At 61.8% G+C, this 20,753-nt stretch carries 20 protein-coding genes; 9 read left to right on the forward strand and 11 right to left on the reverse strand.

What is annotated here, in order from left to right; all coding sequences use genetic code 11:
* Positions 1 to 13 precede the first annotated feature (13 nt).
* Positions 14 to 610, reverse strand: a complete 597-nt coding sequence (locus tag ISP19_RS14630; protein WP_204683144.1) for a flagellar basal body-associated protein FliL — start codon at positions 608 to 610, stop codon at positions 14 to 16.
* A 154-nt stretch (positions 611 to 764) separates the two neighbouring features.
* On the opposite strand from ISP19_RS14630, the gene ISP19_RS14635 reads away from it, so the two are divergent.
* The 3 genes from ISP19_RS14635 to ISP19_RS14645 are packed head-to-tail and all read left to right on the forward strand — an operon-like array spanning position 765 to position 2,732.
* Positions 765 to 1,334, forward strand: a complete 570-nt coding sequence (locus tag ISP19_RS14635) for a YqgE/AlgH family protein (RefSeq protein ID WP_204683145.1) — start codon at positions 765 to 767, stop codon at positions 1,332 to 1,334.
* Positions 1,331 to 1,762 carry a Holliday junction resolvase RuvX gene (gene ruvX, locus ISP19_RS14640; protein ID WP_204683146.1) on the forward strand — a complete coding sequence of 144 codons (432 nt, stop codon included), beginning with the start codon at positions 1,331 to 1,333 and terminating at the stop codon, positions 1,760 to 1,762. The genes ISP19_RS14635 and ruvX overlap by 4 nt, the downstream gene beginning before the upstream one ends.
* 43 nt (positions 1,763 to 1,805) lie before the next feature.
* A complete protein-coding gene (locus ISP19_RS14645; protein ID WP_204683355.1) occupies positions 1,806 to 2,732 on the forward strand; it encodes an aspartate carbamoyltransferase catalytic subunit in 927 nt (308 codons plus the stop codon).
* A gap of 230 nt (positions 2,733 to 2,962) precedes the next feature.
* Here the strand turns inward: ISP19_RS14645 and ISP19_RS14650 are convergent, their stop codons facing one another.
* From ISP19_RS14650 to pdxH, 4 genes are all read right to left on the reverse strand, one after another.
* Entirely contained in the window at positions 2,963 to 4,060 is a 1,098-nt protein-coding gene (locus ISP19_RS14650; protein ID WP_204683147.1) for a hypothetical protein, read from the reverse strand.
* Positions 4,061 to 4,205: 145 nt separating this feature from the next.
* Positions 4,206 to 5,021 carry a cobalamin-binding protein gene (locus tag ISP19_RS14655; protein ID WP_204683148.1) on the reverse strand — a complete coding sequence of 272 codons (816 nt, stop codon included), beginning with the start codon at positions 5,019 to 5,021 and terminating at the stop codon, positions 4,206 to 4,208.
* A 95-nt stretch (positions 5,022 to 5,116) separates the two neighbouring features.
* Positions 5,117 to 5,557, reverse strand: coding sequence for a secondary thiamine-phosphate synthase enzyme YjbQ (locus ISP19_RS14660; RefSeq protein ID WP_204683149.1), 441 nt, complete (start codon positions 5,555 to 5,557; stop codon positions 5,117 to 5,119).
* 11 nt (positions 5,558 to 5,568) lie between these two features.
* Positions 5,569 to 6,156, reverse strand: a complete 588-nt coding sequence (gene pdxH / locus ISP19_RS14665) for a pyridoxamine 5'-phosphate oxidase (RefSeq protein WP_204683150.1) — start codon at positions 6,154 to 6,156, stop codon at positions 5,569 to 5,571.
* 39 nt (positions 6,157 to 6,195) lie between these two features.
* On the opposite strand from pdxH, the gene ISP19_RS14670 reads away from it, so the two are divergent.
* Positions 6,196 to 7,026: a kinase gene (locus tag ISP19_RS14670; protein ID WP_204683151.1), complete on the forward strand. Its 831-nt coding sequence runs from the start codon at positions 6,196 to 6,198 to the stop codon at positions 7,024 to 7,026.
* Between the two features lie 547 nt (positions 7,027 to 7,573).
* Positions 7,574 to 8,326: a response regulator gene (locus ISP19_RS14675; protein ID WP_204683152.1), complete on the forward strand. Its 753-nt coding sequence runs from the start codon at positions 7,574 to 7,576 to the stop codon at positions 8,324 to 8,326.
* A 60-nt stretch (positions 8,327 to 8,386) separates the two neighbouring features.
* On the opposite strand, the gene ISP19_RS14680 is transcribed toward ISP19_RS14675, so the two are convergent.
* A complete protein-coding gene (locus ISP19_RS14680; protein ID WP_204683153.1) occupies positions 8,387 to 9,217 on the reverse strand; it encodes an NAD-dependent epimerase/dehydratase family protein in 831 nt (276 codons plus the stop codon).
* Positions 9,218 to 9,542: 325 nt separating this feature from the next.
* On the opposite strand from ISP19_RS14680, the gene ISP19_RS14685 reads away from it, so the two are divergent.
* The 4 genes from ISP19_RS14685 to hemE all read left to right on the forward strand — a co-directional run bounded on the left by ISP19_RS14685 (position 9,543) and on the right by hemE (position 12,735).
* Complete coding sequence (locus tag ISP19_RS14685) at positions 9,543 to 10,085, forward strand: shikimate kinase (protein ID WP_204683154.1); 543 nt, start codon at positions 9,543 to 9,545, stop codon at positions 10,083 to 10,085.
* Positions 10,086 to 10,170: 85 nt separating this feature from the next.
* Positions 10,171 to 11,274 carry a 3-dehydroquinate synthase gene (gene aroB, locus ISP19_RS14690; protein WP_204683356.1) on the forward strand — a complete coding sequence of 368 codons (1,104 nt, stop codon included), beginning with the start codon at positions 10,171 to 10,173 and terminating at the stop codon, positions 11,272 to 11,274.
* 123 nt (positions 11,275 to 11,397) lie between these two features.
* Positions 11,398 to 11,661 (forward strand): WGR domain-containing protein, encoded by a 264-nt coding sequence (locus tag ISP19_RS14695; protein ID WP_204683155.1) that lies wholly within the window; start codon positions 11,398 to 11,400, stop codon positions 11,659 to 11,661.
* 3 nt (positions 11,662 to 11,664) lie between these two features.
* Entirely contained in the window at positions 11,665 to 12,735 is a 1,071-nt protein-coding gene (gene hemE / locus ISP19_RS14700; RefSeq protein WP_204683156.1) for a uroporphyrinogen decarboxylase, read from the forward strand.
* Positions 12,736 to 12,785: 50 nt separating this feature from the next.
* On the opposite strand, the gene ISP19_RS14705 is transcribed toward hemE, so the two are convergent.
* From ISP19_RS14705 to mrcB, 5 genes are all read right to left on the reverse strand, one after another.
* Complete coding sequence (locus ISP19_RS14705) at positions 12,786 to 14,222, reverse strand: sugar porter family MFS transporter (RefSeq protein WP_204683357.1); 1,437 nt, start codon at positions 14,220 to 14,222, stop codon at positions 12,786 to 12,788.
* Between the two features lie 135 nt (positions 14,223 to 14,357).
* Positions 14,358 to 16,304, reverse strand: coding sequence for a DNA repair helicase YoaA (yoaA, locus tag ISP19_RS14710; RefSeq protein WP_204683157.1), 1,947 nt, complete (start codon positions 16,302 to 16,304; stop codon positions 14,358 to 14,360).
* A gap of 64 nt (positions 16,305 to 16,368) precedes the next feature.
* Positions 16,369 to 17,505, reverse strand: coding sequence for a prephenate dehydrogenase (locus ISP19_RS14715; protein ID WP_204683158.1), 1,137 nt, complete (start codon positions 17,503 to 17,505; stop codon positions 16,369 to 16,371).
* Between the two features lie 270 nt (positions 17,506 to 17,775).
* Positions 17,776 to 18,306 carry a tetratricopeptide repeat protein gene (locus ISP19_RS14720; RefSeq protein WP_204683159.1) on the reverse strand — a complete coding sequence of 177 codons (531 nt, stop codon included), beginning with the start codon at positions 18,304 to 18,306 and terminating at the stop codon, positions 17,776 to 17,778.
* A gap of 2 nt (positions 18,307 to 18,308) precedes the next feature.
* The gene (gene mrcB, locus ISP19_RS14725; protein WP_204683160.1) at positions 18,309 to 20,654 is read right to left on the reverse strand and encodes a penicillin-binding protein 1B; all 2,346 of its coding nucleotides are present in this window, start codon (positions 20,652 to 20,654) and stop codon (positions 18,309 to 18,311) included.
* Between the last annotated feature and the right edge of the window lie 99 nt (positions 20,655 to 20,753).

The following is a 20,753-nucleotide window of genomic DNA, read 5'->3' on the forward strand; positions in this document are numbered from 1 at the left end:
GACCCGCCCCGGCCTATTTCCGATCATCCGGCATCAGGTGCTCATAAATGACCTTCGCGGCAACTAACTGCCCTTTATGGTCATATTGCAACACCACGACCCAGCCGAACACGTCCGACGGCCACTTGTCGCCCGGAATCAGCGCCGAGGAATCGCCGCCCAGGTCATGAATCAGCGCGGGGATCTCGCCGTGATGCCAGGCAATCAGCACATGGTTGCCATGCGCCTCAGTACGCAAGGCATCGGCAAGCTCTTTCGTCTGCTTGTCAGCGAAGCGGTCATCGATGGGCAAACCCAGCGCCTGGCTCAGCGGCGTGATGGTCAGGCGCGGGCGCATGCTCGACTTGGAGTCGGCGCTCGCATAGAGCGCGTTCGGCGTCATCGGCGCACCATCCAGCGTGAAATGCTCGAAATACCCGACATAGGCCTGCGCCCGTGCCTCGCCCGCTGGCGTCAGGCCGGGGCCGCTTTCCGGTTTTTCGGCATGGCGGATGATCAACAGCGTGGTGTCCGCCAGCCCATTGCCTGACGCGTGATCGTGCCTGGCCAGCACAGCTGAAGGAACGATCAGCGCAGCGCAGAGCAAAATCAGCCGGGTCAGGCGCTTCATAGGTAGCTTCCGGATGTGCGGCAGGTAACGAGGCAGCATAACGATCCGCCTCACACACCGATGACACGGAAATAACCTGCGCAGGCAAATATTCAGCAAACTTTCCCCTTGACGCGCGGCAGACGCGACGAGTCGCAGCGCATACAATGGCACCATGCGGCCCAAGACTCCCCAATCCCTCGCCGGACAGTTCCTGATCGCCATGCCCAGCTTGGCCGAACCTCCGTTCTCCCGCGGCGTGGCGTTCTTGTGCCAGCACGATGAAGACGGCGCCGTAGGTCTATTGGTCAACCAGCTCTCTGAATACCGTTTCGGCGACGTGCTGGCACAGATGAAACTCGATTGCACCGACCACGAACTGGCCGACGCGCCGGTACTGATCGGTGGTCCGGTGCAGCAGGAACGCGGCTTTGTGCTGCACCGTGAACACGGCCACTGGGAATCGAGTTATCGCATCAACGGCGACTGGTCGGTGACCACCTCGCGCGACATCCTGGTCGCCATGGCCGCCGGCGAAGGTCCACGACTGGCCCTGATGGCGCTTGGCTATTCAGGCTGGAGCGCGGGGCAACTGGAGCAGGAACTGAAGGACAACACCTGGCTTACTGCCGAAGCCAACGAGCGCGTGGTGTTCCATACCCCGCTCGAAGAACGCTGGAGTGCGGCAGCCGGCCTGGTCGGCGTGGATCCACTGCAACTGCCTGGCTATGCGGGCCACGCATGAGTTGCGCGCTCGGCTTTGATGTCGGCAGCAAACTTATCGGTGTCGCGGTGGGCAACCGTGTCACGGCAAGCGCCCGCGCCATCGCCACCATCAACATGCGCAATGATGCGCCGGATTGGGCTGCGCTGGATGCTCTGCGCAGCGAATGGCTGCCGGATACGCTCGTCGTCGGTCTGCCGCTGACGCTGGAAGGCGAGGAACAAGCCGCCAGCAAACGCGCCCGCCGTTTTGCCGATCAGCTGCACCAGCGTTATCGCGTACCGGTGGCACTGATGGACGAGCGGCATAGTTCGCGCGAAGCCGCGCAGCGTTTCGCGCAAGCACGCGCTAACGGATTGAAGCGCCGCAGCGACGCCGCGCAGATCGATGCCGAAGCCGCCGCGGTCATTCTCGAACGATGGCTGCACCAGGATACCGGTGCAGCGTGAAGCACTCCCTTCCACCGCCAATAACAAGAGCCAGATGGTCACCATGATTCCACGTTTGCGTCATCTCACCACGCTGGAAAACCTGCCGCGCGAATGCATCGAGCGCCTGCTGGATCGCGCCATCACCATGCGCGACGCCTGTGCGCACGGTACGCGCAAACTGGATCTGCTCAACGGGCGCACCATCCTCAATCTGTTCTTTGAACCATCCACGCGCACGCGCACCTCTTTCGAGCTGGCCGCGCGCCGGCTCGGCGCGGACGTGATCAACTTCGATATCGGATTCTCCTCCACCGCCAAGGGCGAAGAATTGTTCGATACCTTGCACACTCTCGAAGCGATGCATCTGGACGCCATCATTGTGCGGCACAAAGTGTCAGGCACGCCGGATGAGCTGGTGCGCCATGCGATGAGCGGCGTGTCCGTGGTCAATGCCGGCGACGGTAATCGCGCACATCCCACGCAGGGTCTGCTAGATGCGCTGACCATTCGCCAGCACCGGCCGGATTTCAGCCGGCTCATTGTCGTGATCTGCGGCGACGTGAAGCACTCGCGCGTTGCGCGCTCCGATGTTCACGCACTTAGCAAACTGGGCGCCAAGGAGATCCGGCTTTGTGGCCCAGCCGGATTGATGCCTGAGCACAGCGAGTTCCCCTCCTGCACGTTCTACGACAATTTCGACCAGGCTATCGAAGGCGCCGATGTGGCGATCATGCTGCGCCTGCAGAAAGAACGCATGTCGAGCATCGACCTGCCCGACGAGGCCGCGTACTTCCGCGAATACGGCCTGGACACCCGTCGCCTGGCCAAGGCTGCAAACGGCTGCCTGGTGATGCATCCCGGACCGATCAACCGCGGCATCGAAATCGCACCGAACGTCGCCGACGGGCCACAGTCACGCATCCTGGAACAGGTCAGCAACGGCGTATTCGTGCGCATGGCGGTGCTGGGAGAAATGTTGGCACGTTGACATCCGCATCCCGTGGAATTCGAAAGATCCGCGCGAGTGCCTTCTTTTGTTTCTTCGTGCCCGCGATGGCAAAGTCGCCACGCGACTTACATGTGGTCGGACGCGCCGTCTACGCGGCGTGTCCGACTCTGCGAAGAAAATCCGCATCTGCGATAATCGCCTGCATCCTGGCGTAAGCTCCGCAGGTTTTCTTGCGCCATGCGCTTATCACCGCGCATGCCTATATGCGTCTACTTCATCCGCCACCCTGGCTGGTTGTTGGCCAGCACGGAGGTGGCGCGCGCCATGGTATCGGCATTATTCAGCGCATTGCTGAAGGTAAACGGAGCCGTATAGCCACTCCAATTGGGGTAACGGCTGAGGTCTTGCTTCAGGTACCAATTGTCATTGGTGTAAGCGCCTGTATGCGTATGCTCATGGACCGCCAACTCGTTGAGTTCGCCGTCACGCCATGATCTCAAGGCATAGGGTGAAAAACAGATTTCCCCGGTGCTGGGCCAAGCCTGCGCCGAAGGCCCACCGGGCCAGCTTCCCTGGCACTGCGAAAGGTTCCGGCCGTTCTGGCGTTTGGTCGTCTCCATCGCCCTCAAAGTATTATCCAACCCCGCTTGGATGCGCGCCTTTCCAGACGGCGTAAAGGCACCACCGCCAAACAGACTCCGCATGGCAGAACTCGTATGAGAGTCCCAGTCGCGGTTGAGCTGGGTTTTGGCTTGCCGAACGTTTTCGATGCCACCGTCCAGTGCTTTGAACATGCGACCTTTAGGACCCGGCGGATACGATTTCGCGGGAGGCGCCAGATCCTTGGCCACCCACTTGCCATTCTCCTTCTGCACCTTGAAAACTTCCTTGCCCGACTGGGGATCAAGTACGCGCCAACTCGTATCGGATCGGTCGAAGCCACCCACCTGATAAGTATTGCCATCTATCTTGGTGAAGTAGCTTTTGCTTCGATCGGACTGGTTGCGTACATAGATGCCATGGTTGTCAGGCTGCAGCCCACGCAGGTTGTTCGAATTAACCCTGTAATCGGACAGATCTCCCTCCGAACGGAAGCTAATCCCCGTATTCGGCGCGCCCGGGGGCTGATCCGCCGGTCGCTCAATAAACGTACCTGGAGGTGTCATTCCTTTGGGCGAGGAATAACTGAAGGGAGCCCATGGGCCGGGTCCTACGGAGCGAAAGTCGCCAGGCTGGTTAACCGGGGTAGCCTGGAAGTTATTCGCCTTGGGCTGGCGACTGGATGTATCGCCATTTGAAGGATATGCGTCCGAATAATCAGCCGGGCGCGTGTAATTAGTTGTGGATATATCGTTGGTCGCATACATAGTATTTCTCCTCCACCGAAGCCTTCTTCAGCGGTGTCTGGATCGTATGCTGACCGGCACGATGGAGAGGAAACGCATATCTATTTTTTGCGCTTCAACTGCCTTTGTGGCCCACGTTTCACTTGAGTTCAATCAGCAACACCGGCTATATGCGTGATGCCTTTTCCGACCAATGCGCAATCACCGCATGAATGGCGTCGAGCCCATCAAATAAAGCGGCCGGCCCAGGCTGAAGGATGATCGGCGATTTGATCTCGTGCAGATCGCCGCTACGTACGGCGGGAATGCTTTCCCAGCCCGTACGCGCTGCAACTTTTTCGGGACGAAAGCGCTTGCCGCACCATGAGCCGAAAATGATGTCCGGCGCACGCTGCACGACCTCCGAGCCGTCGGCAAGGATGCGATGCTTGGCCAGCGATTCGCGCGCATGCTCCGGAAACACGTCATCGCCACCCGCAATACCAATCAGCTCCGTTACCCAGCGGATGCCGGTGATGATCGGCTCATCCCATTCCTCGAAATAGACTTTGGGACGTTGCGGCAGTTGCGCGGCAGCCCTGCGCACCTCTTCAAGATGTGCTTCAGCGCGCTGCGCATAACGCTCGGCTTTCTCATAGGCACCCACCATGGCACCAAGCCGACGGATATAGGCGAGGATGCCTTCCACGCTGCGATGGTTGCTGATCCATACTTCGATACCCGCGCGGATCAACTCGCGCGCAATATCAGCCTGGATGTCCGAAAAGCCGATGACCAGATCCGGCTTGAGCGCAAGGATCTCATCCACCTTGGCGCTGGTGAACGCCGACACCTTCGGTTTCTCCTTGCGCGCACGCGGCGGGCGCACCGTGAAACCGGAAATACCGACAATGCGGTTTTCCTCGCCTAATGCGTAGAGCACCTCGGTGGGTTCTTCGGTGAGGCAGACAATGCGCTGGGGAAATGAATCGTTGGCTTTCATGGTGAGGCAGGGCCTGGCTAAGGAACAGATGGAACCCTATGGTGATCTCGGCACGGCATGATGGGTAAAGACATCCAGCCGCGTGCCTGCGCACATCAATGCCCGAACACCGTCACGATCACCTTGCGCTGGTGCGGATCCACACGATGCTCCCACAGGTAAATCCCTTGCCAGGTTCCCAGTTGCGGCTTGCCACCATGCACGGGAATCGTCAGGCCCACGCCGGTGAGAATGGCGCGCACATGGGCAGGCATATCGTCCGGACCTTCAGCATCGTGCTGGAAGATCTTGTCGCCGTCCGGTACCGCGCGGGCGAACCAGCGCTCCAGATCGGTACGCACCGCCGGATCGGCGTTTTCACTGATCAGCAGCGAGCAACTGGTGTGCGCGGTGAAGATGTTGGCGATGCCGGTATGCACGCCGCTGGTCGCAATCAGTTCGGCTACCTTGTCGGTAATTTCGCTGAAACCACGACCACGGGTATGTACCGTGAAGCCGTTTTGTGCGACATGTTCCGCGGGAGTGGCTCGGCTCATCGCACGTCTCCTCAGGGGTACAGAAGCCTGCTGGTCCAGGTCTGGCCGTGGCGATCCCAACGCACACGTTCGTGCAACCGGAAATTGGCGCCGTACCAGAACTCGATCATATCCGGCTCAACCACGTAGCCACCCCAGTGCGGCGGGCGCGGTACGTCACGGCCGGCGAATTGCTCTTCGTAATGCGCAACGCGCTGCTCGAACACGTCGCGCGAGGGCAAGGTCTGTGATTGCAGCGAAGCCCAGGCACCGATCTGGCTGCCGCGCGGACGGCTGTTGAAGTAGGCATCCGACTCCTCCACCGGCAGCTTGCGCACCACCCCTTCGACGCGCACTTGCACGCCTTCGCGCAGACGCTTCCAGTGGAAACAGAGGGCAACCTGCGCATGCGCATCCAACTGCACACCCTTGTCGCTCTGGTAGTTGGTGAAGAAACGGAAGCCACGCTGGTCGGCGCCTTTCAGCAGCACGATGCGCGAGCTGACCCGCCCGGCCGCATCGACGCTGGACAGGTTCATGGCAGTCGGCTCAGGATCGCCACTGGCGATGGCCTGGTCGAGCAGTGTATTGAAAGTGTCAAGAATCTCGGGTTTCAGCATAGGACTTGAATCGTGGCTCACGCACGTCATCATGACGCAATGAAGGAGGATGCTAGCACGCAAAATCAGGCCCTCGCCGGGCACCTGTTAGATCATTACGCCGGCCGCATCGCGCGGACACACCGGCCGTATGTGCTCGGCCTGTCCGGCCTGCAGGGAAGCGGCAAGAGCACCCTCGCCCGGCTGATCAAGGCCCAGGCCGAACAGCACGGCTGGCCGGCCGAAGTCCTGTCGCTGGACGACTTTTATTATTCGCGCAGCGAACGCGAAACATTGGCCCAACAGATCCATCCCCTGTTGCGCACACGCGGTGTTCCGGGTACGCATGAGATCGAGCTTCTGCTATCCGTGCTTGCCGCGCTGCCGCATGCCTCCGACAAACTGCCGGTCACCTGGCCGCGCTTCGACAAAGGCCGCGATACCCGCACGCCACCCTCACGCTGGCCGCGTGTGACCCGGCCGCCCCGCCTGGTGATTGTGGAAGGCTGGGCGCTGGGCTTGCGTCCTCAGCTGGAAAGCGCACTGGATCATCCGGTCAACGAACTGGAACGTACCGAAGACGAAGACGGTCGCTGGCGGCACTGGGTCAACAAGCAACTGCGGGCATACCAGCCCTTATGGCGCAAACTGGACGCGCTGATCGTCTTGCAGGCGCCGAACTGGGAAGTAGTACGCAATTGGCGCAGCGAAACCGAAAAGGAGCTGCTGGCGCGCGGCGCCCCCTTGGCCATGGATGCCAAAGCAATGAAACGCTTCCTCGCCCACTTCGAACGGCTCAGCCGCCACGCCTTGGCGACCTTGCCGGTGCTGGCTGATACATGTGTCGAATACGACACCGAGCACCATGTCACGGGCCTCAACCACAGCTGAGCATCCGCTGCCTCACGTGGTCGACACACATCAGGGGCCTGCCCTTACACGATCTTAATCGGCGGCCTACTGCATAAACGGGCGATGGCTTGCGTTTCATTGGAAATGCCGATGACGGCATTTATCCCAAACGAAGCGTTCAACACCGCCCAGAGCCACATCGCCGCCAAGGCAAATGTAGTCCTCTTCCTACCCTGAACTTCCGCCTTGCTTCGCAGGCAAATGCATTTTAGGAACAGAACTATTGGCCCTCTCCTAAGGTGCCCACATAATCCCTTACCACTAGTCCGCAACCTTATTTCCTACTCCACATTCATCTGATTCACTCAAGCCAAGCCCCCCCATTCCCTTGAGTGGTGCTTATATCCAGTCCATGTTTGTTAATTGCTGATCCACAGGAACGCAGTGTGTTACCGGACCGATCCATATCGGCAACACCACATTGCCCAGCTGTTTCGTTCCTGCGACACAGCCATCGATCGCCTAATTAAAGATAAAGCAGACATCGTCAAGGAAGACATCCCCACAACCTTGGAACGTCGTACCCATGAACCCTACTCAAGAACATGCTGAATCCCAGCCGCACTATATCTACGGCCGCCAGGTCAGAATCGCGATTGCTGATGATCATCCGCTGCTAGTTTCCGGCCTGGCCTACGAGCTGGAAAAGCAATCCGGCGTCATCGTGGTAGGCACAGCACAGAATTCCACGGAACTGGTTGAACTGCTGAATCAGCATCAGGTTGACGTCGTCGTGTCCGATTACGCCATGCCTGGCGGCAGCCACGGTGACGGTATTGCGCTGATCGGTTTTCTGAAACGACGTTTTCCGAAAATGCACATCGTCGTCGTCACCATGATGAGCAACCCCGGCGTCATTCGCTCCCTGGTGACGCAGGGCGTGGACTGCATCCTGAGCAAGTCCGATTCACTCGCCTATGTCGCCGGCAGTATCTATGCCGTATTGTCCGGCAAACGCTTTTTCTCGCCGTCTATCGAAGCCATTGTAAAGATGCATAGCATCGGCAACAGCTGGTCCAGATCGCCGAGCAAGAACCTGACCATGCGGGAACTCGAAGTGGTTCGCCTTTTCGTTACCGGCCTGACCGTTAGCGAAATTGCCGAACGCCTGCATCGCAGCAAGCAGACCATAAGCACGCAGAAGATGAGTGCAATGCGCCGCCTGGGTATTCGCCGCGATGCGGATCTCATCAAATACGGCATGGAATCGGATCTGACCCTGCAAGTGCCGAAGACTTCCAGCGAGCTTAAAAACCCCTTCGGGACCCCGGAACGATAAGCTCCATGACGACGTGACTGCACGCATGCATCGCATGCAGTCACGTCTTGCTCCTTCACTTCAGCGCAACAGTTCGCTGTAACCGGCGCGCGAATCCGGCCAGCGCGTGCAAAAACCGCTGGCGCGAAGACGCGCATTGCTCAGGCGCTTGCTGCCGACAGCGGCAGGCGCAGGGCCATCCGGCGCCATGGGCGCGGCGATCAACGTCGCAATGCTGTCGTATAAAACGTCGAGCGGCAGCGGCGTATCGTCCACGCCCAGATACAGGGCATGCGGATTCGGAAGTGCCAGCAGGTGCACGATGGCCGCCGCCGCGTCATCGATATGCATGCGATTGGCCCAATGCGGATGATGACGCGGAACCTGCGCTTGCCCCGCACGCAATCGCTCCACCCATTGCAGTCGCCCAGGCCCGTAGAGTCCGGCGAGACGCAATACGACGGATCGAACCGGTTGGCTCGACAACCATTGCTCAGCTTCCAACATCACCTGGCCATTGAACGCCAATGGCGCGGGCGGCGTCTCTTCATCCACCCAGGCGCCATCATGTTCGCCATAGACGGCGCTGGATGAGACAAACACCACGCGCTTGAGCAGCTTCGCATCCAGCGCCTGCACGACATGGCGCAGACCGTCGATGAAGATGGCTCGATAAGCATCCTGCTCACGAGCGCCCGGCGTCGGCAGGTAGATCAACTGCGTGATGCCTTCGGGCAGCGTCGAAAGCGTTTCAGGACGGGTCAAATCCGCCTGCACCCAGCGGATGACGTCGTCATCCTGTGCCACCGGATGACGACGCAAACCGAAGACTTCGTCGCCACGCCGCTGAAGCTCCCGGGCCACGCGCCAGCCCAGATCGCCACACCCCGCCAACAATACCCGCTCAGCCATCACACACCTCAAGAATGTCCCGTCATTCTACGAACAAGGAAGCAGAATGGCTGCCGGACATCGTGTCGGCACCGTGTCCCAGGGGTTTCCGTAGCGTCGCCCTAGGCATCCCAGACTAGGGTCTGTTAGCACTATTGGCGTGGCCCGCGCCGGAAGCTGTTTGCGCGCCAGCCAAGGAAGAGGGAGGGAGTGTACGTCGGTACACGACTGAGCGATGACGCCGGATGGTGGGCAAACAGACCCGGCCCTTCGGGTTGCCGTGGAGTGGCCGTCATGCGGCAATGCGGGCTACGCCAATAGCGCTAACAGGCCCTAAAATTGGCCCATGAATCCTTCGTACAACCTGTTCCTGATCGGCCCGACGGGCGCCGGCAAGACCTCGATCGGCCGCCAGCTGGCAGCACGCTACCAGTTGCCCTTCGTGGACCTGGATCAGGAAATCGAGCGCCATACCGGCGTTCCGGTCAGCACCATCTTCGAGATCGAGGGCGAGGCGGGCTTCCGCCGACGCGAGCATGCCATGCTTGAGGAATACAGCCACCGTCGCGGCGTATTGCTGGCCAGTGGCGCGGGCGCCGTGCTCGACCCAGCCAATCGGCGTCATCTGGCTGAGCGCGGTTATGTTGTGTGGTTGCAAGTGAGCGTACCGGCACAGCTGCAACGCCTTGCCCACGACACTACCCGGCCACTGCTGGCCGACAGCGATCGCCAGCGCAAGCTGGAAGCCATGGCGGTGACACGCACCGCACTGTATGAAGAAGTCGCCGACCTAGTCATTCCGCATGACGGCGAACATGAAGGATTGACCGCGGCCACCGAGCGCTGCCTTGCGCTCATCGATCAACACTGGAACCGTCGGATGCCCTGATCCATTCCGCACAGGCGGGCCTGCTGGACATCACCCCATCGTTTAAAATTTGCACGTTACCAACCAAAGCATCCCTAGCCACATGATGAGCACCGTTGCACCCGAAACCATCGACGTTACGCTCGGCGAACGCAGCTACCCGGTATGGATCGGCCGCGGCTTGCTCGATGACCACGCACGCTGGCGCGCCGCCCTGCGTGGACGGCATGTGCTGGTGATCAGCAATCGCACGGTCGCACCGCTTTATCTGGAACGCGTGGCACATGGGCTCGATGGCCTGCAGTGGTCATCTTTCCTGCTCGAAGATGGCGAAGCGCACAAGACTTTCGCCAATGTCGGCCTGGCGCTCGATGCCTTGTCCAAACTCGGCGCCACGCGCGACGCCTGTGTCATCGCACTGGGTGGCGGCGTGGTCGGCGACCTTGCCGGATTCACCGCAGCCTGCTGGATGCGCGGCATCGACTTCATCCAGATGCCGACGACGCTGCTGTCGATGGTGGACTCGTCCGTCGGCGGCAAGACCGGCGTGAACCTGCCGGCCGGCAAGAACCTGGTAGGCGCCTTCCATCAACCGCGCGCGGTGATCGCCGACATCGGTACGCTGGACAGCCTGCCTGCGCGTGAATACCGTGCCGGCCTGGCGGAAGTCATCAAGGGCGCCGCCATCGGCGATGCGGATTTTTTCACCTGGCTGGAGCAGCACGCCGACGCCTTGGCCCAACGTGACGAAACCACGCTCGTGCAGGCCATTGCTACCAAGGTGCGCTACAAGGCCGGCGTCGTCGCCCGCGATGAAACCGAACAGGGTGAGCGCGCGCTGCTCAATCTTGGCCATACCTTCGGCCATGCGCTGGAAACCGCCGGACACTACACCACACTGTTGCACGGCGAAGGTGTCGCGGTCGGCATGCTGCTGGCCGCGCGGCTTTCCGAGCGACTTGGCATGAGCGCACCGGCCGATACGCAACGGCTGGAACAGTTGCTCAACACTGCAGGCTTGCCCACTGCTGTTCCTGCCGGTTTCGATCCCGAGCAACTGTGTGCATTGATGCGGCTGGATAAAAAGAACATCGCCGGTACCCTGCGCCTGATCCTTTGGCAAGGCATCGGGCGCGCGCAGATCATCTCGGGAGTGAGCGAGTCAGACGTCCTGGCGGTGCTGCGCGCAGCCACCGGAACGCACCGCTGAATCCCGCAGCATGTTCACACCCATGGCAGCCGGGGCCGTTTTCAAGCCCTCGCTAGCCAAGCCCCTGCCCTCTAGAATGGGTGTCATTGCGGTGTAATAGCCGTCTTCGCCATACAGGACGCCATGCGCCTCTACCTGCAAACCATGCCAGCCTCGGCCGAACCGCCACGCTACGTTCAGATCGTGCTGGAACAGGATCTGCTGGGCGGCTGGACGCTGTATCGCGAATCCGGCACCCAGGGTGGACGCGCCACGCTCAAGCGTGACCAATACCTGGAACGCGACGAGGCGATCGCCGCCTTCGAAAAAATGCGCGACGCCCAGCTCAAGCGCGGCTTCCGCGTGATGTTTGCACAAGGATTGGATGGCCCCTTCGGACGCCGATAAACCATGCTCACCCCTTTGAAGAATGACCGCTTGCTGCGCGCCCTGCGCCGCGAGCCTACCGACACCACGCCCGTCTGGATCATGCGCCAGGCCGGACGCTATCTACCGGAATACCGCGCCACCCGCGCCAAGGCTGGCAGTTTCATGGCGCTGGCTCAGAACCCTGAGCTGGCCTGTGAGGTAACCCTGCAACCACTGCGGCGTTTTGACCTGGATGCCGCCATCCTGTTTTCCGACATCCTCACCATTCCGGATGCGATGGGCCTGGGTCTTTCCTTCGCCCAAGGCGAAGGTCCACAGTTCGCCCGCCCGGTGCGCACCCGTGCCGATGTCGAAAAGCTCGGCGTGCCGGATATGGAAACCGAGCTGCGCTACGTGATGGACGCCGTGCGTCTGATCCGCCGTGAACTCGATGGCAGCGTGCCGCTGATCGGTTTTTCCGGCAGCCCGTGGACCTTGGCCTGCTACATGGTGGAAGGCGAAGGCTCACGTGACTTCGCCAGCGCCAAGGCCATGTGCTGGAACGAGCCGGCGCTCGCGCACCAACTGCTCGAAACCCTGGCGCGCTCGGTCGCCGCTTACCTCTGCGCCCAGGCGGCCGCAGGTGCGCAGGCGCTGATGGTGTTCGATACCTGGGGCGGCATGCTGACCCCGGCAGCGTATCGCGAATTCTCGCTGCGCTATATGGCGCAGGTGGTCGACGCTCTCAAAGCAGACGTGCATGCACGCGAGCTGCCGGTGATCCTGTTTTCGAAAGGTGCCCATGCCCATCTGGCCGCCATGGCCGATACCGGCTGCGCGGCGCTAGGTGTGGATTGGACCGTTGATCTCAACGATGCGCGGCTTGCTGTTCACGGCAAGGTTGCCTTGCAAGGCAACCTTGATCCCGCCGTGTTGCGCGCAAGTCCGGATGTCATTCGTCGTGAAGCACGCAAGGTGCTCGACAGTTACGGCCCTCATCCGGGGCATGTGTTCAATCTTGGCCATGGTGTTACGCCGGAAGTCGATCCGGAGCATGTGAAGGTGCTGGTGGATGAGGTGCATGCGTACAGCCGCCAGTTGCACGTCAAGTAAGCTTTAGCTCCCTCTCCCTTTCGGGGAGAGGGAGCAAAGCGCGGCGCGGATCACGCGTGCATATCTTCCAGCTCCATACCACGCGTTTCGCGCACCGCCCGCATCACGAACAGCAGCGAGAGCAACGCAAACATCGCATACAACCCGTACGCGAAGGAAAGGCCGATCTCCGCCAGCCAGGGAAACGTGCTGGTGATCGCGAAATTGGCGATCCACTGCGCCGCGGCAGCCACCGCCAGCGCGATGGCGCGAATGCTGTTGGGGAACATTTCGCCCAGCAATACCCACACCATCGGGCCCCAGCTCAAACCGAAACACACCACATAGGCATTGGCCGCGACCAAGGCGACCATGCCCCACGGCGCCGGCAAGCTCAGGTTCGCACCGCTTCCGCTGGCCTGCGAAAAGCACAGGGCCATCAAGCCCAGCGTAAGGGTCATGCCCGCCGAGCCGATCAGCAGCAGCGGTTTGCGTCCGATCTTGTCGACCAACGCAATCGCAACCAAGGTCACAAGCACATTGACGATCGACGTGGCCACGGTGATCGAGAACGAATCCGTCTCGCTGAAGCCCACGGAATGCCACAGCGTCGAGGAGTAATAGAAGATCACATTGATGCCGACGAACTGCTGGAACACCGACAGCAGGATGCCCGTCCAGACGATCGGCAACAGACCGGCGCGCGGGCCGCGCAAATCGCGCAAGGCGGGACGATATTCGGCGCGCAAACTGTGCGCGATGTCATTGACCTTGGCATCCAGCGCCTTGTCACTGTGCAAGTCCAACACTTTGGCCAGCACCACGCGCGCCTCGGGCAAGCGGCCACGCGCAACCAGATAACGCGGCGACTCCGGCACGCCCAACACCAGCACGCCATAGATCAATGCCGGCACGGTGGCGACCAGGAACATCCAGCGCCATGCTTCCAGCCCCAGCCAAAGCTTGCTGGATGCGCCACCGGCCGTGCCGGCCAGCCATGCATCGCTAAGCAACGCGACGAAGATGCCCAGCACAATCGCCAGTTGCTGCATCGACCCCAGACGCCCGCGCACATTGGCCGGCGAAACTTCGGCGATATAAGCCGGTGCAATCACCGAGGCCATGCCCACGCCGATGCCACCCACCAGGCGAAACAGCACCAGCTCCCACACACTGTGCACCAGGCCCGAGCCCAGCGCGCTGATCACCAGGAACAACGCGGCGACTTGCATCGTACGTACCCGCCCCAGGCGATCGGCCAGCGGACCGGCATACCACGCGCCCAGTGCCGAGCCGAGCAAGGCGCAGGACACGGCAAAGCCGATCTCGCCCGCACCCAGTCCAAAACCATGGCGCACCGCATCAACCGCACCGTTGATGACCGCGGTATCGAAGCCAAACAAGAAGCCACCGATCGCCGCGGCTGCAGCAATCAACACGACCCGGGCGGTCGTACGCGCCTCTTCCCCTGGCGCGGTATCCGGATTTCTAGCTGTATTGAGGTTCATGTCGATCATGCTCCCCGCATGATGATGTCAGGTGGCTGCCGATTCTGCGTAGGAGTGTAGGGCTTGTCCGGTTGAATACGTATGCATGCTGCAGCGTAAGCTTCGGCCCTCCGGACGACCGCGGCAGTCCAGGGATCATGCCTCGCAAGATGGCGACGATTGCGCCGCTTGCTCGAAGAACGCATGCACCTGTGCAAGATCGCGGGTCCGCGGCATCGGAGGCAAACTGGCCATGAACAGTTTTCCATAGCCCTTGGTGGTAAGCCGCGGATCGCACAGCACCAGGGCGCCGCGATCGTGCACGTCGCGGATCAGGCGCCCCGCTCCTTGTTTCAAGGCGATCACCGCGGACGGCACCTGCCAGCCCATGAACGGATTGATCCCCGCCTGCTCCAACGCTTCCAGCCGCGCCTGCAAGACCGGATCATCCGGCGCCGCAAACGGCAGCTTGTCGATCACCACTACGGAAAGCGCCTCGCCGGCGACGTCCACACCTTCCCAGAAACTCGCCGCACCGAGCAGCACACCATGTCCGCTGGCGCGAAAGTCCTCCAGCAACTGATGCCGTGGCGCAGTGCCTTGCACGAACAACGGCCACGGCACGCGATCGGCCAGCAGCTCCGCTGCACGACGCAACGCCCGGTGCGAGGTAAAGAGCAGGAAGGCGCGGCCATTCGACGCCTCCAGCACCGGCAGCACCGCATCGATCACCCGCTCGGTGTAATCGCGCGCAGCCGGATCCGGCAAACCCTCCGGCAAATAACACAGCGCCTGACGCGCATAGTCGAAAGGACTTTCCAGACTGATGGTCTGGGGATCATCCAAACCGAGCTGGCGGGCAAAGTGATCGAAGCGCCCCGCTACGGATAATGTCGCGGAGGTATGAATCCACGCCGCCTGCGTGCGCTCGCGCATCGCGCGCAAGGGTGCGGCAAGATCCAATGGCGTGGCATGCAAGGCAAACCCGCGCGGAAACAGCTCATACCAGCGCACATCCTGCTCGGAATGTTCTTCGAGAATCCGGTCGAGACGTTCGGTCAGCGCAGCGGCACGCTCGTGCACATTCATAAAGCCACGCGAACGCTCAGCCTGCGAGGCCAGCACATCGGTCAGCGCGGCCAGCAGATCGGCCACATCACGCAACGATTCCGGTACACCCTCACGCTTGAGCAAATCATGGAAAGGACCGCGCATCGGCAATGGCTCCAGCGCCAATCGCAGTTTGCGAACCGCTTCCTGCAAGGCTTCGACAGGTTCCAGCAGCAGTCCGATCGCCCCGGTAATGCCGCTGCATTCGCTCAATGCATCCTGCGCCAGCTCGGTAAGCTGGCGCGCACTGAGACTCTGCGAAAAAAATTGTCCGGCCAATTCCGGAATCTGGTGCGCCTCATCCAGGATGAACGCCTGCGCCCCCGGGAGAATCTCGCCGAAGCCTTCCTGCTTCAGTGCAAGATCGGCAAACAGCAGATGATGATTGACCACCACCAGATCCGCTTCCTGCGCCTCGCGACGCGCAGCGACCACGTGGCAGTCTTCGTACAACGGACACTCCACGCCCAGGCAATTTTCCGGCGTCGAGGTGACGCGCGGCCACAAGGACGAATCCTCCGGCACTTCCGCCAGCTCCATGCGATCGCCGCGGCGGGTGCGCGCCGACCATGCGCGGATCGCCGCCAATTGCACCGCCTGGGCGCGATCAAAACTCGCCCCTTCGCGTACCGTCTGGTCGAGACGGTACAGGCACAGATAATTCGCGCGCCCTTTCAGCAAGGCCACCTTCAGGCGTGCGCCAAGCACCGCACGCACCTTGGGCAGGTCGCGAAAGAACAGCTGATCCTGCAATGCCTTGGTGCCGGTCGAGACAATCACCCGCTGGCCGGAAAGCATGGCGGGCACGAGATAGGCGTAGGTTTTCCCGGTGCCGGTGCCTGCCTCCGCGATCAGGATTTCGCACTCGGCAATCGCATGCTGCACGGCTTTCGCCATCGCCTGCTGGGCAGGACGCGGGGCGAAATTCGGCAACTCACGGGCAAACGGGCCTTCGGCGCCAAGCAGCGCGCCGATGTCGTCGGAATCGGTCATAGCGGGAGTATCGCCTACTGTCATACGAAGGGGAACGCGTGACTGCGATGCCGGGAACTGCACCTTATCGAGTCAGGCCAACGCCGCCGGCCGCTTCCACCACACGACCAATGCATTCGGCCTCGATCGCACTTATCGCATCTTGCAACGCGGCTGCATCGCCTTCCCGGCTGACGCCGATGCGGAACAGCAATTCGCCTTCCGCGCTGCGCGAGGAGTGGATCGAATCAAGATTGATCCCGCGCTGCTCGAATACCGACAACAGCGATCGTAGCGAACCAGGCTGGTCGAGCGGCAGGAACACGCTGATGAAGCGAGGTTCGCGCAAGTCGGCGAGCAGATAACCCAGGCGTTCGAAGGCGTAGCTGCCTTCGGCCACCGAAGGCTGGCCGACGTATTCGCGGCTTTGATCCAACAGTTGTTCACGCAGTTGATCGCGCGCGGCCTCATCGCCACGCCGCACCAGATCGCGCAAGGTATCCAGATGTGCCGTCAATCGCTCCAGCATGGGCGCGACATACGGATTCTCGAACTGGATGTCCTGATAGATCGCCGCATTGCCCGCAAGAATGCGCCGCGTGACGGCGACATCCAGCTCATAGCCGACCGAACTGAAAGGGCGAATGCCATCCAGATCACCCACTTCCGGCGCCAGCTCACGCAGCACCGCGCCCTGCGCCATATGTGTGGCATGCACCATGCCTTGCACCAGCGCCATCACACGATCGTGCTGCTCGGCATCGGCTCGTACACAATCAGCTTCGCTGGCGGCGAGAAACGCCTCCAGCCAGGGACGCCAGCGCTCCAGCCGCGCTTCGCACACCACCATCGCACGACCGCGCAAGGTAGCCGACTTTGGTGCGGCGCTCATCGGATGCAGCCCCACCACTTCCGCCTGCGAGTGCAACATCGCGGCTACCGGCGCGGCCTTGATCGACGTGATATCCAGCCACAGCTGCCCGCGCTCGATGCCGGTGGCTTGTTCGACGTAATGACGGATGACCGCGGGCGTCTGGCGAATCGGCGCACAGAACACCAGCACATCCACGGTTTCCAGCAGCTGACGTTCGGAGAGTGCGACCTCGCCGCAGGGATCGCGACCGAGCACGGGCAAGCCCATGCGCTGTTCGAAAAAACGGCGCAACCAGCGCCCGTAGGAACCCTGGCTGCCGACCAGCCCGATCCTTGGCTTGGCACTCATCCGTAGGGCCTGTTAGCACTATTGGCGTGGCCCGCGCCGGGAGCTGTTTGCGCGCCAGCCAAGGAAGAGCGAGGGAGTTTACGTCGGTACACGACTGAGCGATGACGCAGGATGGTGGGCAAACAGACCCGGCCCTTCGGGTTGCCGTGGAGTGGCCGCCATGCGGCAGCGCGCGGCTTGCCTTGGCAGCCAGCCAAGCCTGCGCCACGCACTACCACCTGACGGCCACTCCACAGCAACGCGGGCTACTCCAAATAGTGCTAACAGGCCCTAGAAACGCTGGATGCCTGGTTCGCGGCAATCGCCAACGCTCTTGCTGGCCGCGGCCGCACCGGCGGTGTCATTCACGCGTTGGCGCATCTCAACCACGGTCTGCCAGTTGCGCGCACACAACGGGCCTTGCTTGGAACCCAGCGACCAGGACTTGCGCGCCAGTTGCTCGGCCATATCGTAATTGCCCATATAGACGGCCAATTCGGCGCGGTCCTGCAACACATCCGGCGAATCCGGATTGCGCTGCAAGGCCATGTCCAGCTTGGCCGCGGCGTCGGCGTACTGGCCGTTACGCTCGTCATTGCGCGCCGCATCCTGCAACGCGGTGATGCCCGGATCCACCAGCGGATGCACGTTGATCACCGATTTGTCGCTGGCACCGGCAGCCTGGATCTCGGCCACCATCGCGACATTGGATTTACCTGCCGGCCTGGGCGCTTCCGGTACGGGCTGGCTGCATGCGGCAAGCAGAACGCCTGCCAGCGCGGCAGGCACGAGAGGGAGGGCACGAAGCGAACGGAACGGCATGGTCATTCTCGGGTGGTAACGGTCGTATCAGAAGGCGTGGCATCGGATGGCGCCTGGGCGCTCGGTCCGGAGCCGAACAGATTACCTACCTTTTGCCAGAAACACCCCTCCGAATCGCTGGACAGCGAACCGGCAATCACCGGCACCTGCCTGGCGCCCGAGCATTGCGGATCGCTGCGCCGGCCGTCGGCGGGGTTGATCCAGGCCATTTCCAGGCCCTCGCCCGGCGCCGCCGGCAGCGGTTCGGTCGGCAGTTTGCGGAACAGTTCCTGCCAGCCGCGCAGGGCGCCGGTGGCGCCAAACAGGTGGCTGGGCTTGTTGTCATCGCGGCCCATCCAGAACACGCCCAGGCGATCGCCGGTGAAACCGGCGAACCAGCTGTCGCGCAGGTCGTTGCTGGTGCCGGTCTTGCCCGCGACATGCAGCGCGGCCAGGCTGGACTCGGCCAGGGAGTGTGCCGTGCCGTAGATCGCCACCTGCTGCATCGCCCAGGTCACCAGGCGCACCGCCGGCTGGTATTGGCCCTGCCCGCTCTCCACTTCATAACGCTTGATGGTGCGGCCATTGGCATCGACCACGCCGCTGACCGCCAGCAATGGCAAGGCGTGCCCATCGGAAGCCAGGTATTCATACATCTGTGCGACCTGGATCGGCGCCAGATCGATCGCGCCGATCAGCAGCGACGGACCCGGCTGGATTTTCGCCAGGCCGAACGAATCCAGAAACGCCTTGATGCGCGGCACGCCCACGTCGAGGCCAAGGTGGATGGTGGCCAGGTTCCATGAGTACGCCAGCGCATCCACCATCGGCACCATGCCGTGGCTCTGGTTGTCGTCGTTGTGCGGCGTCCACGGCGTGCCATCCGGCTGGCGCATGCTGATCGGCGAATCGTCCAACTCGGTGGCGAGATTCCAGCGCCCAGGGTTGGTCAACGCGACCAGGTAAACAAAAGGCTTGATGGTGGAGCCGATCGGCCGCTGCGCATCCAGCGCGCGGTTGAACCCCTGATCGCCCGGAATCTTGCTGCCGACCACGGCCAGCACGCTGCCGGTTTTGGAGTCGGTAATGACGGCGGCGGCCTGCGTATCGTCGCCGCGCTTGCCCAGGCTTTTGATCGTGGCATCGATCGCCTGCTCGGTATAAAGCTGCGTCGCGGGATCGAGCGTGGTGAAGATGGACAGATTGCCTTGCCGCAAAGTGTCTTCATCGAAATCATTGGTGATCTGCGCACGCACCAGCTGCATGAATGCCGGGAAGCGATCGTGCGGCAGCTGACCATTCTCGATCACGCCCAACGGCGAGGCTTGCGCGGCCCGCGCCTGATCCGGCGTCAACAAACCCGTGCTGGCGAATTGATCCAGCACCAGATTGCGCCGCGCCAGGGCACGATCCGGGAAACGGCGCGGATCGAACTGGCTGGGACCTTTCACCAGGCCGACCAGCAAGGCGATCTCCTGCGGACGCAGGTATTCAAGACGGCGCCCGAAGTAGAACTCCGAGGCCGCCGCAAAACCACGCACCGCCTGGCTGCCCTGCTGCCCCAGGAACACTTCATTGATATACGCGTCGAGGATGCGCGCCTTGTCGTAATGCATCTCCAGCAGAATCGACATCAGCGCTTCGTTCAACTTGCGCCCCATCGTCTGATCGCGGCTCAGGAACAGGTTGCGCACCAGCTGCTGGGTGATGGTGGAGGCGCCCTGCACCGTATGCCCGGCCCGCAAATCAGCAAACGCGGCGCGCAGGATGGCGCTGAAATCGATGCCGATATGGTGCTTGAAATCGCGATCCTCCACCGCCTGCAAACCGTCCACCAGCAGCGGCGGCACGTCACGCAACTGCACGATGCTGCGATCTTCCTGCTGGGCGCCGTAGACGGTGGCGATGCGGCCCGGATCCAGGTGTGTCTGCTGCAGAAGTCGATCGGTGCCCAGGTCGGTCAGCGATTCCACCATGCCCTGCCCCACCACCACGCGAATGCGCTTGGGCAGCTCGCCGCCATCCGGCCCGGCATAGCCGCGCGAGGAAATGAAATAGGTGCTGCCTCGCTTGGCCCAGCTGCCCGGCACATCGCCGTGGCCATCACCCACGTAGCCGGCGAAGGTCAGCTCCACTTCAAGCATGGCCGGCGTCATCGGCACACCCGCGGCCAGACGCAGCGGCTGCGAATAGACGCGCGTCGGCACGGCAAAAACCAGTTCGTTGAAACGGTCCTGTACGCGCTTGTTGAGTATCAGCGAGTACGGCAGCAGGAAACCGAAAAACAGGCCGGTGCAAATCCAGAAAGGAAGGCGTACCCACGGCCAGCAAGCGCTTGCGATCGATCGAATTCGGCTCAGGAAGTCCAACGCGGGAGCGCCCGTTAATTTAAGGTGCAGGGATCATAGGGCCCGCTACCCGGCGCCCGGATGAACGCAGAGGGGGTGGAAATGGCATAAGGCGGGCAT

It is taken from the genome of Dyella flava (assembly GCF_016904955.1).
Taxonomy (GTDB): Bacteria; Pseudomonadota; Gammaproteobacteria; order Xanthomonadales; family Rhodanobacteraceae; genus Dyella_B; species Dyella_B flava.